This is a genomic window from Anoxynatronum buryatiense (genome assembly GCF_900182905.1).
Classification (GTDB): domain Bacteria; phylum Bacillota; class Clostridia; order Peptostreptococcales; family Tindalliaceae; genus Anoxynatronum; species Anoxynatronum buryatiense.
Genome location: NZ_FXUF01000016.1, coordinates 54,414 through 69,276, shown reverse-complemented (window position 1 = coordinate 69,276; position 14,863 = coordinate 54,414). Strand labels below are relative to the sequence as shown.

Genomic DNA, 14,863 nt, shown 5'->3' with positions numbered 1-14,863 from the left:
AACATTTATCATAAGATGACAGGAAGGTGAAAACATGCTGCGGTATCTGACAGCAGGAGAATCCCACGGGCAAGCACTGGTGGGTATTCTGGAAGGTTTACCGGCGGGAATGCCCGTCAATCGGGAAGGCATTGACGAAGATCTGGCACGGCGACAGCAGGGGTACGGCAGAGGCGGCCGTATGGCCATTGAACAAGACCGGATTCACGTGTTATCAGGCCTTCGTGGGGGGGTGACACTGGCGAGTCCCCTGGCTTTTACCATCGAAAACCGGGATTATCAAAACTGGCAGCAAGGAATGGACCCCTTCCAGGGAGATGTGACCTACCGACAGGTGGTGCATCCCCGGCCGGGCCATGCGGATCTTCCTGGTGCCCTGAAATACGGATTTGATGACATGCGCCCCATTCTGGAGCGGAGCAGTGCCCGGGAAACTGCCGCCAGGGTGGCGGTGGGCAGTATCACCCGTCAGATGCTGCAACCCTTTGGTATTGAGGCGGCCTGCCATGTGGTTTCCATTGGATCGGCTGCCATCCAGCATCAACCCCTTACATTTGAAAGCCTGACGGGTGCTGAAAACTCTCCCGTACGCTGCATCGATGAGTCAGCAGCGACGAAAATGATGGCTGCCATTGACCAGGCCAAAGCACAGGGCGATTCTCTGGGAGGCGTGGTGGAGGTGCGGGTCAAAGGCCTTCCGGTGGGGTTGGGCAGTCATGTGCAATGGGACCGGAAGCTGGATGCCCGACTGGCCTATGCTCTCATGAGCATTCAGGCAGTCAAGGGCGTGGAAATCGGCGACGGTTTTGAAACAGCCCGGCGGCCAGGGTCCCAGGTTCATGATGAAATTTATCATGACAAAGACCGGGGCATCCATCGAAAAACCAACCATGCCGGCGGCATTGAGGGCGGCATGAGCAATGGCGAAGAACTGGTGGTGCGTTGCGGGGTGAAGCCAATCCCAACGTTGATGCAGCCGCTGCAAACCATCGACATGCGCACCAAAGAACCCTTTGAAGCGGTGAAGGAGCGCAGTGACACCTGTGCCGTTCCGGCGGCGGCAGTGGTGGCAGAACTGGTGACTCTCTTTGTGGTGGCCCAGGCTTTTCTGGAAACCTTTGGACGAGATTCCTTTGAGGAGATGAAACGATGCTGGAAACCATCCAGGTAACCACTGGCACCGGCAGCTATGACATTCATATTGGGGAGGGATGTGTCACATCCCTTCTGAATGATGAAATGCAGGGTTTCTTGCAGCAACGGCGATGGGCGGTTATTACTGATGAAAAGGTGGGTGCCTGTTATTCCCAGCTAATATCTCATTTGTCGACAGCGGTGGTCACCGTGATCACCCTTCCTGCCGGCGAATCTTCCAAAACCATGGAACAGGCGGCAATAGTGCTGGAGGCGCTGGCCGCTGCCGGAATAACCCGTGAAGACGGATTGATGGCTCTGGGCGGCGGTGTGGTGGGTGACATCACCGGCTTTTGTGCTGCCATTTACATGCGGGGAATTTCCTGGCTTCAAATTCCCACCACGTTACTGGCCCAAGTGGACAGCAGTGTGGGAGGCAAAACCGGGGTGAACCTTCGGGCGGGAAAAAACCTGGCAGGCAGCTTTTATCCGCCATCAGGGGTTTGGATTGATCCACTGTTTCTGAAAACCCTTCCAGAAGCTGAATTTTGGAGCGGTTGCAGTGAGGTGGTGAAATATGGCCTCATCGAAGGGCCATCTCTCCGGGAGTGGCTGGTCTTTCATTGGGAGAAGATTGCCGCCAGAGATCCCCGGGTAATGACAACCCTCATTGCCAAATGCCTTCAAAGCAAGGCGGCGATTGTCACCGCTGATGAACGGGAGGCAGGGTTGCGGAAAGTGCTGAATGTGGGCCACACTGCGGGTCACGCCATCGAAAAGCTCATGGCTTACCGCATCACCCACGGAGCCGCCCTGCGGGAAGGCATGCTGCTGGAACTGAAAATGGCCAGGGAGCTTCGCTGGCTGCTGCCGGAGCAGTACAATGAAATGAAGGTGTTGGTGGAACGCCTGCCGGTACTGGCCACGATACCGGAGTGGATGCCGGATGAGCTGGTGGCAGCGATGAAAGGTGATAAGAAAAACCGGCACCAGCAGATTTCTTTTATGCTGCCCCGAGGCCAGGGCAATGAAGAGATCCGTTTCATTGCCGAAGGGATCGAAGAAAAGCTGATGACGCCGGAAGAGACGACAGCGTTGCTGCATCGAGTTGCCAGTTCGAAAGACATCTAAAAAAGCCGCCTCCGTCGAAAGATGGAGGCGGCAATTCATTTTTTTGACAGACAGACCGCCCCATTGAAAGATGGAGGCGGTTTTTGGTTGGTTAATGATCAGAAAGGCGGCAGCTGGCTAAAGTTGAAACTCAGCAGCGATCCAGACCTTCCTGAGCCAGATAATCTGAGAAACGGCGATTCACGTAACGCGTGGAAGGCGAGTCCACAAAGAGGGGGGCATCTGCCACCACGGCCAGACGGGCCAGGCCGTCTTCGAAGGCAAAGCCGCTGTCGTAGAGCATCGGGTTCTGTCCCAGAGGCCAGTAAGCATCAGATGCCTGCAGCTGGTGCACCTGATCATAACCGTCCTGAGTGGTGCCAAGATCCCGGGCCACATCGGCCATGGATTCATACCCCAAAGGCATCCGCAGAACAGCCGCCAGCCGGGCAATGACCTGCCAGTTTTCCAGACCTGCCAGGGGTTTGAGAGCCTGAGCCAGGGGTTGAATGCGCCGTTCCAGGCTGGTGTAGGTACCCTGTGATTCAGCAAAGGATGCCGCCGGCAGTACCACCTGAGCCATTTGGGCGGTGGGGGTGAGATGGGTGTCCATCACTGCCAGGAACTCCAGCGATTTCAGTGATTCCTGGGGATAATCCTCTCCAAAGACAAGCAAGGCTTTGAGAGTCTTCTCAGCCAGCAGGGATTCAAGGTTGCGGGCATCACCGGTGATGTTCATGAGGCTGAGTGCCTGGCTGTTACTGCCTGGTTTCAGCTGAATCAGGCCCCGGCGGGGTTTGCCGATATGGCCTGAAATGACCGCCAGGTTAGCCAGCATTTGAGCGGCTTCCGGTGAGAGTGCCTTTTGATCAAAGACAATCATACCTGTTTTGGCATTACCGTAAAGAGCAGCAGCTTCTCTGGCAGCGTCACTGATGGTGAGGCCGGCCAAGCTGGCCTTCAGTGCTTCCAACCCGTCAGCTTTGGCGGGTGATTTGCCGGACTCCAACAGGGCAGCCGCCATTTCTTTGAGGAAGGTTACCTGGTTTTCAGGCTGGATGGTCAGGGTTGCCCATTCATCAGCCTTGGTGGCGCAGGGGTTGATGGTAATCAGTTTGGCACCGTTCTCCTGAACGGCTTCCTTGATTTTGAGTCCGGCAATGGCGTGGTCACGCATCACAGCAGAACCCACCAGGAGAATGACTTCTGTGCGCAGCAACTCGGTCAGTGTGTTGGGGGAAGCATCCAATCCCAGCACGTCACCGATGCCGGCGGCGGTGTTGTTGAGAGAGAACAGGTGAGGTGTTTTCATCACATCTTCGGCAAAGCGTTTCACAGCGAACAGGTCTTCGTTGGTCCATGTGTCTGAAACAGCGATTCCCACCGAGTCAGAGCCTTCCTGGAAGGCGAATCCCTGGGCTTTTTTGGCCACCAGCAGCAGGGCTTCTTCCCAGGTGGCTTCCTCTAAACGGCCGTTTTTACGGATAAGGGGAGTGGTAAGACGCTCCTGGCGTTGTGCCAGATCGTAACCAAAACGACCTTTCACACAGAGGAGGCCGCCATCCACCGGATTGCCGCTGATGGGCAGGGAGCGCACCACCATGCCGCCTTTGGTTTCCAGGCGGGTCTGGCAGCCCACACTACAGTAACTGCAGAGGGTGTCAGTGGTATGTGTCTCCACTGGAACAGATTTTTCCAGCAGCAGTTTTTCCTGCAATGCACCGGTGGGGCATACAGAAACACACTGGCCGCAGGAAATACAGTCGCTTTCTTTCAGCGGGCGGTCCATGGCGGGTTTCACCACCGCATCAAAGCCCCGGTCCACCAGCCCGAGGGCGGTGACATCCATGACTTCATGACAGACACGGACGCACAGACCGCAAAGAATGCACTTGTCCGGGTTGCGGTGAATAAAGGGATGGGAATCTTCGACGGTGCGGTGATGCATTTCTCCCGCCAGTCGTTCCGGTTCCACCTCATACTGATTGGAATAATCAATGAGCTTACACTCAAAATAATCATGGCAACCGCATTCCAGGCAGCGCTTCGCATCGGCAATGGCCTCTTCAGGGGTGAAACCGTGCACCACCTCTTTAAAGTTGTCACGTCGCTCTTCCGCAGAGAGGTGCCCCATATGGGAGCGCTTGGCGGTGGGGCGGTCTTCAAACTCTTCGGCAGTCACATCATCCCGGGTGACCAGATACGGTGCTTTGTAGGTGATATCCACTCCATTGAGGTAACCGTCGATGATTTTATAGGCATTTTTGCCATCGCCAATGGCCTGAATGGCAATTTTCAGGTTATCATTGATGGCATCGCCCCCGGCAAAGACACCGGGAAGGCTGGTGGAGAAGGTTTTTGGGTCAACGGAAATGGTGCTGTATTTGGTTTTGTCGATCTCTTCGAATCCATCCAGATTGACATACTGACCGATGGCCACGATGATGGAGTCAACTTCCAGGATCTCTTCGGCACCTTCAACGGGTACCGGACGTCGCCGGCCGCTGGCATCCGGCTCTCCCAGCTCCATTTTCTGAAGTCGGATAGCGGTGGCTTTGCCATTTTCACCCAGTACTTCAATGGGACTCACCAGAAACTTGAAGGTAACGCCTTCTTCTTCAGCTTCCACAATTTCGATTTCTTCAGCGGGCATCTCCTCCCGGGTGCGGCGATAGAGATTGATCACTTCTTTGGCTCCCAGCCTGATGGCAGTTCGACAGGCGTCCATGGCGGTGTTGCCGCCGCCCACCACAGCCACCCGTTGTCCGATGTGGGTAGGCCGGTTTTCCACCACATTGCGGAGAAAATGAATACCACCCATGACGCCCTCCAGCTCTTCGCCGGGGCAGCGCATGGGAGAACTCTCCCAGCATCCGATGGAAAGATATACAGCGTCAAAATGACTGCGCAGGTAATCCAGGGTGATGTGTTCTCCCACCCGTACGTTATTCACCATGCGGGCACCCATTTTTTCAATCACGGCAATTTCCTGATTCAGTACTTCCTTGGGCAGGCGGTACTGAGGAATTCCGTATTTTAACATACCCCCCATTTCCGGCATCATGTCGTAAATGGTGACGGCATGACCCTGGGTGAGCAGATAATAGGCGGTGGATAAGCCGCCGGGGCCGCCGCCCACAATGGCGACGCTTTTGCCGGTGGCCGGTTTGAGTTCCGGCATGAACACTTCAGGGTCCTGAAGATCCAGATCTGCCACAAACCGCTTGTGCCAGGCGATGGCAATGGGTTCATCCTTCAGTTGCCGGCGGCATTCGTCCTCACAAGGATGAGGACACACCCGGCCAATGGAAGCAGGCAAAGGCAGCTGTTCTTTAATAAGCTTCAGAGACTCCTTGTGTTCGCCGTTGGCGATGAGCCCCACATAGCCCTGACAGTCGGTTTTGCCGGGACAGGCCAGCACACAGGGAGGGCGGCAATCGCCGGTATGGTCGGACAACAGCAGTTCAAGCGCAATTTTTCGGTTGGCTTTCAGCTTTTCGGTATTGGTTTTGATCACCATATCCGGGCTGATTTCAGTGGCACAGGCCCGCAGCAGTTTGGGAATCCCTTCCGCTTCCACCACACAGAGGCCGCAGGAACCATATATTTTCATGCGGTCGTCATAGCAGAGTGTGGGAATGCTGATGTCATTTTCCCGGGCCACTTCCAAAATGGTTTGGCCGCGGCGGCCGGTGACTTCTTTTCCATTTATATTTAGTCTCAGTTCAGACATGTTTTCACCCCTCTTTCTTTAGTCCACGTCCACTGCCTTGAAGGGGCAGACGGTTTTACACTTGCCGCACTGAATACACAGCGCCTGGTCAATAACATACACTTCAGTCTTGCTGCCGGTGATGGCATCGGTGGGGCAGTTCTTTGCACAGATCCCACACTTTTTACAGGCAGTTTCTGAAATGGTGTAGGTGAGCAGCTGCTTACACTGGTGAGAAGGGCACTTGCGATCGTGGATGTGCGCCTCGTATTCGTGGCGGAAGTATTTCAGTGTGGTCAGCACCGGATTGGGAGCAGTGCCGCCCAAAGCACAAAGAGAGCCTTCCTTTACTCGTTCACACAACTCTTCCAAGAGCTCAATGTCGCCGTCCTTACCCTTGCCTTCCGTAATGCGGGTAAGAATTTCCAGCATGCGTTTGGTCCCCATGCGGCAGTGGATGCATTTGCCACAGGATTCTTTTCGGGTGAAGTCCAGGAAGAAACGGGCCATTTCCACCATACAGGTGGTTTCGTCCATGACAACCATTCCGCCGGAGCCCATAATGGCTCCTGTCTGAGTGATGGACTCATAGTCCACTGGTGTGTCCAGCAGATGGGCCGGAATACATCCGCCAGAGGGGCCGCCCATCTGAACGGCTTTAAAGCCTTTATCATCAAGGATGCCACCGCCAATGTCGTAGATGACTTCCCGGAGAGTCAGGCCCATGGGAATTTCCACCAGACCGCCTTTTTTAATCTTGCCTGTCAGGGCGAACACTTTGGTACCCTTACTTTTTTCAGTGCCCATGGCGGCAAAAGCGGCACCGCCGTTGCGGAAAATCCAGGGAACATTGGCCAGGGTTTCCACGTTATTGATATTGGTTGGTTTTTGCCAGAATCCTTTTTGAGCCGGGAAAGGCGGCTTCAGCCGGGGCATGCCTCGTTCCCCTTCAAGGGAAGCGATGAGGGCGGTTTCTTCACCACAGACAAAAGCACCGGCACCAGCTTTGATCCAGAGATCAAAATCAAAACCTGAGTCCATGATATTTTTCCCCAGGAGGCCCTTTTCTCTGGCTTGCTCAATAGCCTTTTCAAGGCGCTTGATGGCCAGGGGATACTCAGCCCGCACATAGAAAATGCCTTCACTGGCACCCATTGCGTAACCGCCAATCATCATACCTTCAATGACTCCATGGGGATCACCTTCCAGAATGCTTCGATCCATGAAAGCTCCCGGGTCACCTTCGTCGGCATTACAGACCATGTATTTGGGGGTTTCCTTTTGCTGATAAGCGGCATTCCACTTAAACCAGGTAGGAAATCCAGCCCCTCCCCGGCCGCGGAGACCGGAAATTTTGATCTCCTCAATCACCTGAACCGGCGTCATGGTTTTTAGCGCTTTTTCAATGGCCTTGTAACCGTCAATAGCCAGGTAATCATTGATGTCTTCCGGATTAATGGACCCGGCATTGCGCAGGGCCACTTTTTTTTGTTTTGCCTGAGCGGTCAGGTCTTCTTCGCTCATGAGATGACCTGCTGCCGGCTGTTTGCCGGTAAGGGTAAAATCGATGATTTCATCCACCATTTCAGGGGTTACCAACACAAAGGTGGTTTTTTCATGATGGCTGTCATAAACATCCACCACAGGCTCCAGGTAACAGGTGCCACAGCAGCCTGTAAGCTCCAGGGAAACAGGGGCATCTGTCTGGGAGAGTGCCTCCTGGAATGCAACACTGACTTTTCCGGCACCGGCGGCAATGCCGCAGCTGCCTTGTCCCACAACGATTCTCATGAGGTCGCCTCCTTTTCCTGCTGCTGATGCTGCTTGCGCAGATCCCTGAGAATTTTGCGAGTTTTCTCCGGGGTCAGTTTGGCGTAAGTTTCACCATTGATCATCATGACAGGTGATAAACTGCAACATCCTAAACAGGCAACATTGTTCAATGTAAAGAGATTGTCGGCGGTGGTTTCGCCGTCCTGAATTTTCAGTTCATCACAAATGGCATCTTCAATGGCACCGGCACCATTTACATGACAGGCCGTTCCCATGCAGAGCATGATCAGGTATTCACCCACCGGGTTAAGGCGAAACTGGGTATAGAAAGTGGCCACTCCATAGACATTGGGTGGTTTAATACCGGTTTGTGCCGCGATGTAATCCAATACATCCATGGGCAGATAGCCGTAGATCTCCTGAGCCTTCTGAAGAATTGTAATGAGGCTGCCGGGCTTCTGACCGTACTTTTTCAGCACGGGGGCCAGCAGGTTCAGGTCAAAATTGGAAGTGATTTCATTTGGGGCCTGCGGTCCCTGTCCTCCACAACATTGCATTCACATTCACTCCTTTTCTAATCAGTGGGAATCGCTGCATCAATGTTAAAAGTATACCATATTTTCGATGGTGAAGTCATCAGCCGAAACCATTAGAGATATATCCAGAGCGGCAAGGGGAGGAATGAGTGAGAAAAACAGAGAAAATAACCAAGAGTACAAAATAATCATGATTTAAATTGTCAGATTGACCATACGCACCAGGTATGCAAAAGCTTCAATACGGGGCGGACTGTCCAGGTAGATGGCATTGACAAACTGTGGAGATTTCAGTTGCTGAAACTTTTTCTCTGTCTGGCTTTGGGTTTTGTATTCCAATAACAGTTATGCTGCTGTGAGGCTGGTGTCATTACTGACCAGCACAAAGGTGCATTCCCAGATAAGGTAAGCGCTGATGACCTGTTCATCTTCGGCGATGGTGGGGTGCAGGTGATACACAGTCGCTGGTTCCTTTTGGGGAGACGGTCGGTCAGGTTTTCGTTTCTGGACGAGAGCAACGTCAAACTGCACTGTATGAAACTTCAGTTTCAGAAGGTCTTTGGTAAGCTTCTCTATTTCCAGCCGGGCGTCTGCTTCGCAGGCAAAACTGCGCTTGTCGTAGACGCGTGCTCAGCAAGCCGTTAATTGCTAACTGGTGAAAGTCCAGTCTGAGTAAATGCCAAGATGCTCAGTAGCTGACAGGCAACTGGTGGAGAAATCCTAAGGTTGAAGCCCTGTGAAAAAGTACCGATGAAAATCGGGCAAGCAAACCAGCAGGTTGTAACATGAAGTGAATTCTGCCGCTTCGTTAAAAGAAACCGAGAGAAAGGACAAGGAGAAGCCGAACCTCTTGTGCATAGGTGATGGCCATGGACGGTGCCATGAACTTGGAAGTCAGGACCAAAGAATCTCCCGGAGTAAGGGAAACGAAATGCTGGGAAAGTAATGAGCGGAACTGGGGAGACCCTCCCCGTCATGACCTGACGGCCGTAAAGAGGAACCTTATAAGGGGAACCGAAATGGGAACTTGACGGAAGGGAGTCAGAGGGGAACATAGTACCGAAGAACATCCGGACAACATAACCGGATGGAGGGCAGGATCTCTGCTATCACTCAAGGCTTGGAAAGGAGCGAACTAGCACATGAATGTCAGAAAAATGACTAATGCCGTGTTGAAAAAAAGCGGAACGCTTCTCGACGACACTATACCAATGTGCAAAGGCAAACCCCGAGCGAAAATTCCATGCATTGTACGACAAAATCTACCGGCCCGACATTCTGAAGAGCGTATGGCTCAGAGTCAAAGAAAACAAAGGAAGTGCCGGAATCATTCCTGCCCAGGTGAAAGTGGTGGAACATGTGCGCCATGTATACATCTGCCGGGCCTGTGAACAGGAGGGCATCACCACTCCCGTTATCACCGCTCCCATGCCGGCGCCGGTACTGCCAGGCAGTTTCGTCTCCCCCTCCTTCATGGTCTTTGTCATAAACCGGAAGTACAGGGAAGGATTACGCCTGTACCGCCAGGAACAGCAGCTTCGACATTTTGGCTGGGACATCTCCCGCCAGACCATGGCCAACTGGATGATTCGGGGTGCCCATGACTGACTGGACTCCCTTTATCAAGAGCTGCACCGGGAGCTGCTGGCAAAGGTCGTCCTCCATGCCGATGATTATCGAAACCACCGTTTTATCGAAACCAGCCCGCAGCAAACTATGTAAAATGAACTGCGAACCGTTAATTTGTTTCGATAATCCAGAGTGGATCTTACGAGCACATTTGATTCAATAATTTCATCAGATCACAATTTTCCTGCCAAGCAGGGACTGATTCCGCCAAGGAAGGGTAAGCCTGAACGATTGCCTCTCTTTTAGCTTGGCTGTTTACTCTCAGGTAAACCTGAGTAGTTGAGACGCTTGTGTGCCCAAGAAAATCCCGAATTGCGATGATGTTGACGCCGGACTCAAGAAGATGAATGGCTTTGCTGGCCCGAAAAGCATGAGGGTGGATATCATTAGGAAATGGGACTGATGAATTAGCTTGTTTTGCTATGAGAAAATGACGCTTGAGAATCTTTGATATCCCCGGCCTTGTAAACTGTGCCCTGTTCATAGAATTGAATAAATAAAGGTCTCCACAAGCAGATTGTTCCAGAAATCCCCGGTCACGCATATATACCTCCAAGATTCTTGCTGTCTCAGGCATGATTGGGATTGTTCGCATTTTTCTTCTTTTACCGAACAATGTTACTGTCTCCGGCTTCACAAGCCGCATATTTTTGACCTTTAGATTTATCAGCTCTTGAACCCGAGCCCCAGTGTCGTAAAGCAAAGCCATTATCGCAAGATCCCGCCTGCCACGGACGTTCTTTTGATCGGGAGTCGCCAATAAAGCTTTCATTGCGTCTTTCTCCAAATAGATGATCTCGTTTTCAGAACTCCGTTTCGATGGAATGGCAAGTATACGTTGCCCGTCAAGTATGAAGATTGGGTATTCCAGCATTGCATAACGAACAAAGGTTTTGAGCGCTGAAAGACGCTGGTTGTGAGTTTTTGGGCTGGATTCACCCATTGATGCCAGAAATCCCATGATGCTGCCTGCCAATATATCCTTTAGCTCTATTCGCTCAGGCTTAATCCCAGCAGAAGAATCAAGGTACCCAATGTACATTTTCAAAGCAAAGCTGTATGATTTAATGGTTTGCGGACTCAGATTCCTTTCACCTGGCAAGTGAATTGTGAGAAATCGAGTGACACATTTGGCAAAATCAGTCGGTATACTTTTAGTCCTCATGGTGAGCCACCTCCGGTATCAGCCATGAGCATCCTGTGCTGATTTTCTCCCTTAACGCCGGAAACATTTCCGTTGTCATTCTTAGATAACGCTCGGTACCAAGCAAATTCTCATGGCCCAAGTATGCAGATAAATATGGCAGTAATGTGTCGATATCCTTACCTTCGGTGCCCCATCTTACCAAGTTGTGTACAGCGAAAGAGTGGCGCAAAGAATGAACGGTCGGACCGTCATCGAAATGTGGTATTCCAGCAATTGCAAGGCATTGGCGAAAAGTGTATCCCACGGTGCTCCTGTTGTAAAACCCTCCTGAGGGTGACGGTAAAAATGGTGATTTAATATTGCCGGTCAGAATTGTTTTGGCAAAATATCGCTGACATCTTTGAAGAAGGATTTGAGCCATGGGAACATATCGATCTTTATTGAATTTAGCTGCACGCACAAGCAGGACGCCAGTTTGCAAGTCTACATCGTTGATCTGCAAACTACATGCCTCGGACACCCGCAAACCACAGCCATAAATTAATCTGAACATCATTGGCATCACGATGTGACGTCTTGGATAGTTTGCCCGATAGGGTAACGAATCAGCCACATTTATTAGACGCACCACTTCACCCGTACTCAACACATGAGGTATGAAGTCATACTTGGCAATGGGAAGTACACCATTGGGGAGAATATATGCGTCTATGCCGCAGCGAACAAGATATTTACCAAAACACCGTACGGTAGAAATTCTGTGGGTTTGCGTTGTCCGTTTCTCGCCGGGACGTCTGGCGATGTAGGCTTCAACCAATTCCTTTGTGAGAATGTTTGCCGTTATCGGTGAGGCTGCCGCATAAGAGTCAAATTGGCAGATATCATCTTCGCCGCTTTGAGATTTGTACCCGCGCATCCTTCTGTATTCGACATATTGTTCAAGCAAGTATCCAAGCTGGCTTTTGAAAACAGGAAAGCGATTCATGATTCGCCCTCCTCGATGTCAAGTGCGCACTGTCTCAGCCCCTCGACGTCACTATGCAGGTACACCATTGTTGATGCCGAAGAAGTATGGCCGAGAACTGATGAAATCACGGGAAGGGGCACACGCTCTGCTAGCATATTAGAAGCAAGGGCATGTCTTAGTGAGTGCGGTCCGGATTTTCCGTATCCGGAGTTTGATATACCCGCAGCTGCCATGTGTCTATTAAACACATTCCTTAAATTCTTCAAGCCGCAATATGGAGCCGTAAGGAGTATGAAAACGTGATTTGTGGTTGCTTGCTTGGGTCTTGCGTTGGTTAACCAGTCTGCTAATGCCCAACCGACATCATCCAAAATGGGCAGCGCATTCGGGACTGATGTTTTCTCTTGGCGAAATTGGATGATCATATTCTGCCAATTGATATCCGTTAATCTAAGGTTTAGGATGTCTCCTGTACGCATTCCATATCTGAGTACAAGCAGCATGAGCGCATAATCGCGTTTGCCAATGGAGTCTGATCTGTTAACAAACCCGAGAAGATCTTTGACCTCTTCACCAGTCCATAGTTTTTGTACAGTTTTTGTCGGATACCTTGATCCAGATGGGATGAAGAACGATAAATCAATTGCAATCACACCGTTTGAAAACATACAGCGAAAAAAGCAGCGGAGTGATGATAAAATCCGAGGTATCGCTCCCGGGGCTTGAGCGTTACGTTTCAGAAGGTACTTATCAAGGAATCCCTTTTCTACTTCAGTGATGCTTGAAAAGCCTTTGTCATGGGCAAATACAAGAAAATCATAAATGTCATCGGATCTGGTGGTGATTGTTTTGTTTGATAAGCCTCGGTCAACGCATTCAGAAATGTACATGTCATAACAATGCTTAAAGCAAGTCGGTATTTCTTTGGTACCGCATATCCTGCTTGGTATACTACCGAATTCCTCGTAAAACTGTAATACCCTAATCACCCGTAATTGACTGGTGACATGCGCCGTTGGTTTGCTCTGGTAATCAATGTCCCATCCGTGGTTGTCAAACAGATACCTTTTAGTCAGACTATCAGAGATGAAAGTCTCGCCGTTTTTTGTGGCGTACCTTTCAATCCTGTTAAAAGCCTGTCTAAAATGTGTGATGCTAATCTCCGCGTAGTGCATTTTTACTAACTCAGCTAAGACTCCTTGTGCTAATTGATTGATCGTTTGTCGTTCCATGTTTAATACCTCCAGATTTGAGATTTTTCGATTATCTCAATTCTAAGGTATTATGATTATCGAAACAAATTAACGGTTCGCAGTTCATTTTACATAGTTTGCTGCGGGCTGGTTTCGATAAAACGGTGGTTTCGATAATCATCATTATAGAAACGTTTCTATAATGATGAGATAGAACTCCAGGTCCTACGGGAAGAAGGCCGCGCCGCTGCCAACAAGTCCTACATTTGGCATTACGCCACCGGTCATACAGATGTTCCACCAGACCACCCGGGCCAGCAAACACCCGGCAGCCTTCCTGAAAGGCTTCAAGGGGTATCTGCACACCGATGGGTATCAGGGCTACAATCAGATTTCCGGGGTGAGAGTCATCGGCTGCTGGGTCCATGCCCAGCGTATGTTCACCAATGCCCTGAAGGTACTCACCAAGGAGAAGGAACCTCTCTCCCACACCAGGTCTGCAGAAGGGCTGGCCTTCTGCAACCGGCTCTTTGAGCTGGAAAGTGAGTTAAAAGACCTTTCTCCTCAGGAACGCTACACTGCCCACCTGGAACAGTCAAGGCCTGTGACAGAGGCTTTCTTGGCGCGGCTGAAAGAAAACAAACGCCCGCCCTCCCCAAATCACCTCTGGGAAAAGCCATCACTTACTGCTTAAATCAGTGGACCCGACTTGAAGGGATTCTCCTTGATGGCCGCCTTTTTGAGGCTTTACTTTCTTCGAAATGTACCTTGAGAGTTAATTATCTCGGAAGTTCAGGAAAACCACGAGGGCTTTTTCCATGTCCAAAAGGTGCGAAATGCCAAAGAAGACGAAAAGGAATTGGTATATAGTATAAAAGACATATAGTAAAATAAACTTGACATATAATCAAATAAATGATACTTTACATGTAGAAGAACTCTTGTGGTTTTAGTACTAAGATTCGGGGTGATACATTGAGTAAAAATTTAAGGTTGAAGTCTGCACGAGCGGCAAAAGATATGTCACAAAAGGATGTTGCTGATGCAGTAGGTGTAACAAGGCAAACTATTAATGCTATTGAGAACGGTGATTACAATCCAACGATAAATTTATGTGTATCGATCTGTAGAGTACTGGATAAGACTCTAAATGATATTTTTTGGGAGGATGATCAAAATGAATAAAAAAGGATTAGACGAAATGCAGGTTCAAAGAAAGAATAAAATTGGAAACCAGACATTCCTTATGCTTTTATATATGTTGATGCTTGATGTAGGTCTTCATGGGTTTGGGTTTAGATGGGTGAGCTATCCAGCGAATGTAATGATAGTTTTAACGATTTTCTCAGGAATCTATGTTGTAAGGCTAATATCAGCTAACGCCTATGTTGGACCGTCATCCGAAAAAGAAAAGCCTTTTTTAAAAGTGTTTCTTACTATGGGTCTTGCGGTCATGGTTTCTGTAGCCATTTTGGTTCTTGTAAAAAATGCAAGTTTCAGTAATTCTAGTCGGATTGATGAAATGGCAGCACCAATGTTATTTATAACGGCCGGTGTTGCTATCGTTATAGCAGTAACGACGATTATAATAAACAGATTTCAAAACAAGAAAGATGAGGATTAGCATTCTTTTGAATGCTCAGACCGAAGACAAAATGCTGG

At 50.2% G+C, this 14,863-nt stretch carries 12 protein-coding genes and 1 pseudogene; 6 read left to right on the top strand and 7 right to left on the bottom strand.

Annotation, left to right across the window (positions count from 1 at the left end):
• The first annotated feature begins 34 nt into the window (after nt 1-34).
• Entirely contained in the window at nt 35-1,171 is a 1,137-nt protein-coding gene (gene aroC, locus QOL74_RS15805; RefSeq protein ID WP_283410471.1) for a chorismate synthase, read from the top strand.
• A complete protein-coding gene (aroB, locus tag QOL74_RS15800) occupies nt 1,150-2,265 on the top strand; it encodes a 3-dehydroquinate synthase (protein WP_283410470.1) in 1,116 nt (371 codons plus the stop codon). Before aroC ends, aroB begins: the two co-directional genes overlap by 22 nt.
• 130 nt (nt 2,266-2,395) lie before the next feature.
• Here aroB and QOL74_RS15795 read toward each other — a convergent pair whose 3' ends face one another.
• The 4 genes from QOL74_RS15795 to QOL74_RS15780 form a co-directional block, all read right to left on the bottom strand.
• Complete coding sequence (locus QOL74_RS15795; protein WP_283410469.1) at nt 2,396-5,977, bottom strand: molybdopterin-dependent oxidoreductase; 3,582 nt, start codon at nt 5,975-5,977, stop codon at nt 2,396-2,398.
• A gap of 18 nt (nt 5,978-5,995) precedes the next feature.
• Nucleotides 5,996-7,747 (bottom strand): NADH-quinone oxidoreductase subunit NuoF, encoded by a 1,752-nt coding sequence (gene nuoF / locus QOL74_RS15790; RefSeq protein WP_283410468.1) that lies wholly within the window; start codon nt 7,745-7,747, stop codon nt 5,996-5,998.
• Nucleotides 7,744-8,286 (bottom strand): NADH-quinone oxidoreductase subunit NuoE, encoded by a 543-nt coding sequence (gene nuoE, locus QOL74_RS15785; RefSeq protein ID WP_283410467.1) that lies wholly within the window; start codon nt 8,284-8,286, stop codon nt 7,744-7,746. The genes nuoF and nuoE overlap by 4 nt, the downstream gene beginning before the upstream one ends.
• A gap of 174 nt (nt 8,287-8,460) precedes the next feature.
• Nucleotides 8,461-8,604 (bottom strand): hypothetical protein, encoded by a 144-nt coding sequence (locus QOL74_RS15780; RefSeq protein WP_283410466.1) that lies wholly within the window; start codon nt 8,602-8,604, stop codon nt 8,461-8,463.
• A gap of 987 nt (nt 8,605-9,591) precedes the next feature.
• Between QOL74_RS15780 and QOL74_RS15775 the strand changes: the two are divergent.
• Nucleotides 9,592-9,939: pseudogene (locus QOL74_RS15775) on the top strand (transposase); the annotation flags it as partial.
• A gap of 94 nt (nt 9,940-10,033) precedes the next feature.
• On the opposite strand, the gene QOL74_RS15770 reads toward QOL74_RS15775, so the two are convergent.
• The 3 genes from QOL74_RS15770 to QOL74_RS15760 are packed head-to-tail and all read right to left on the bottom strand — an operon-like array spanning nt 10,034 to nt 13,240.
• Nucleotides 10,034-11,059, bottom strand: coding sequence for a tyrosine-type recombinase/integrase (locus QOL74_RS15770; RefSeq protein WP_283410465.1), 1,026 nt, complete (start codon nt 11,057-11,059; stop codon nt 10,034-10,036).
• The gene (locus QOL74_RS15765) at nt 11,049-12,026 is read right to left on the bottom strand and encodes a tyrosine-type recombinase/integrase (RefSeq protein WP_283410464.1); all 978 of its coding nucleotides are present in this window, start codon (nt 12,024-12,026) and stop codon (nt 11,049-11,051) included. Before QOL74_RS15765 ends, QOL74_RS15770 begins: the two co-directional genes overlap by 11 nt.
• Nucleotides 12,023-13,240 (bottom strand): site-specific integrase, encoded by a 1,218-nt coding sequence (locus QOL74_RS15760; RefSeq protein WP_283410463.1) that lies wholly within the window; start codon nt 13,238-13,240, stop codon nt 12,023-12,025. Before QOL74_RS15760 ends, QOL74_RS15765 begins: the two co-directional genes overlap by 4 nt.
• Nucleotides 13,241-13,448: 208 nt before the next feature.
• Between QOL74_RS15760 and QOL74_RS15755 the strand changes: the two genes are divergently transcribed.
• From QOL74_RS15755 to QOL74_RS15745, 3 genes are all read left to right on the top strand, one after another.
• A complete protein-coding gene (locus QOL74_RS15755) occupies nt 13,449-13,895 on the top strand; it encodes an IS66 family transposase (protein ID WP_346771760.1) in 447 nt (148 codons plus the stop codon).
• A 281-nt stretch (nt 13,896-14,176) separates the two neighbouring features.
• Nucleotides 14,177-14,386: a helix-turn-helix transcriptional regulator gene (locus tag QOL74_RS15750; RefSeq protein ID WP_283410461.1), complete on the top strand. Its 210-nt coding sequence runs from the start codon at nt 14,177-14,179 to the stop codon at nt 14,384-14,386.
• The gene (locus QOL74_RS15745; protein ID WP_283410460.1) at nt 14,379-14,825 is read left to right on the top strand and encodes a DUF6773 family protein; all 447 of its coding nucleotides are present in this window, start codon (nt 14,379-14,381) and stop codon (nt 14,823-14,825) included. The genes QOL74_RS15750 and QOL74_RS15745 overlap by 8 nt, the downstream gene beginning before the upstream one ends.
• The last annotated feature ends 38 nt before the right edge of the window (nt 14,826-14,863 follow it).

Bases quoted from the DNA above. Each gene is read 5' to 3' on its own strand.
- QOL74_RS15795 (WP_283410469.1), bottom strand. From the start codon at position 5,977: ATGTCTGAACTGAGACTAAATATAAATGGAAAAGAAGTCACCGGCCGC.
- nuoF (WP_283410468.1), bottom strand. From the start codon at position 7,747: ATGAGAATCGTTGTGGGACAAGGCAGCTGCGGCATTGCCGCCGGTGCC.
- QOL74_RS15770 (WP_283410465.1), bottom strand. From the start codon at position 11,059: ATGAGGACTAAAAGTATACCGACTGATTTTGCCAAATGTGTCACTCGA.
- nuoE (WP_283410467.1), bottom strand. From the start codon at position 8,286: ATGCAATGTTGTGGAGGACAGGGACCGCAGGCCCCAAATGAAATCACT.
- aroB (WP_283410470.1), top strand. From the start codon at position 1,150: ATGCTGGAAACCATCCAGGTAACCACTGGCACCGGCAGCTATGACATT.
- QOL74_RS15765 (WP_283410464.1), bottom strand. From the start codon at position 12,026: ATGAATCGCTTTCCTGTTTTCAAAAGCCAGCTTGGATACTTGCTTGAA.
- QOL74_RS15760 (WP_283410463.1), bottom strand. From the start codon at position 13,240: ATGGAACGACAAACGATCAATCAATTAGCACAAGGAGTCTTAGCTGAG.
- aroC (WP_283410471.1), top strand. From the start codon at position 35: ATGCTGCGGTATCTGACAGCAGGAGAATCCCACGGGCAAGCACTGGTG.
- QOL74_RS15745 (WP_283410460.1), top strand. From the start codon at position 14,379: ATGAATAAAAAAGGATTAGACGAAATGCAGGTTCAAAGAAAGAATAAA.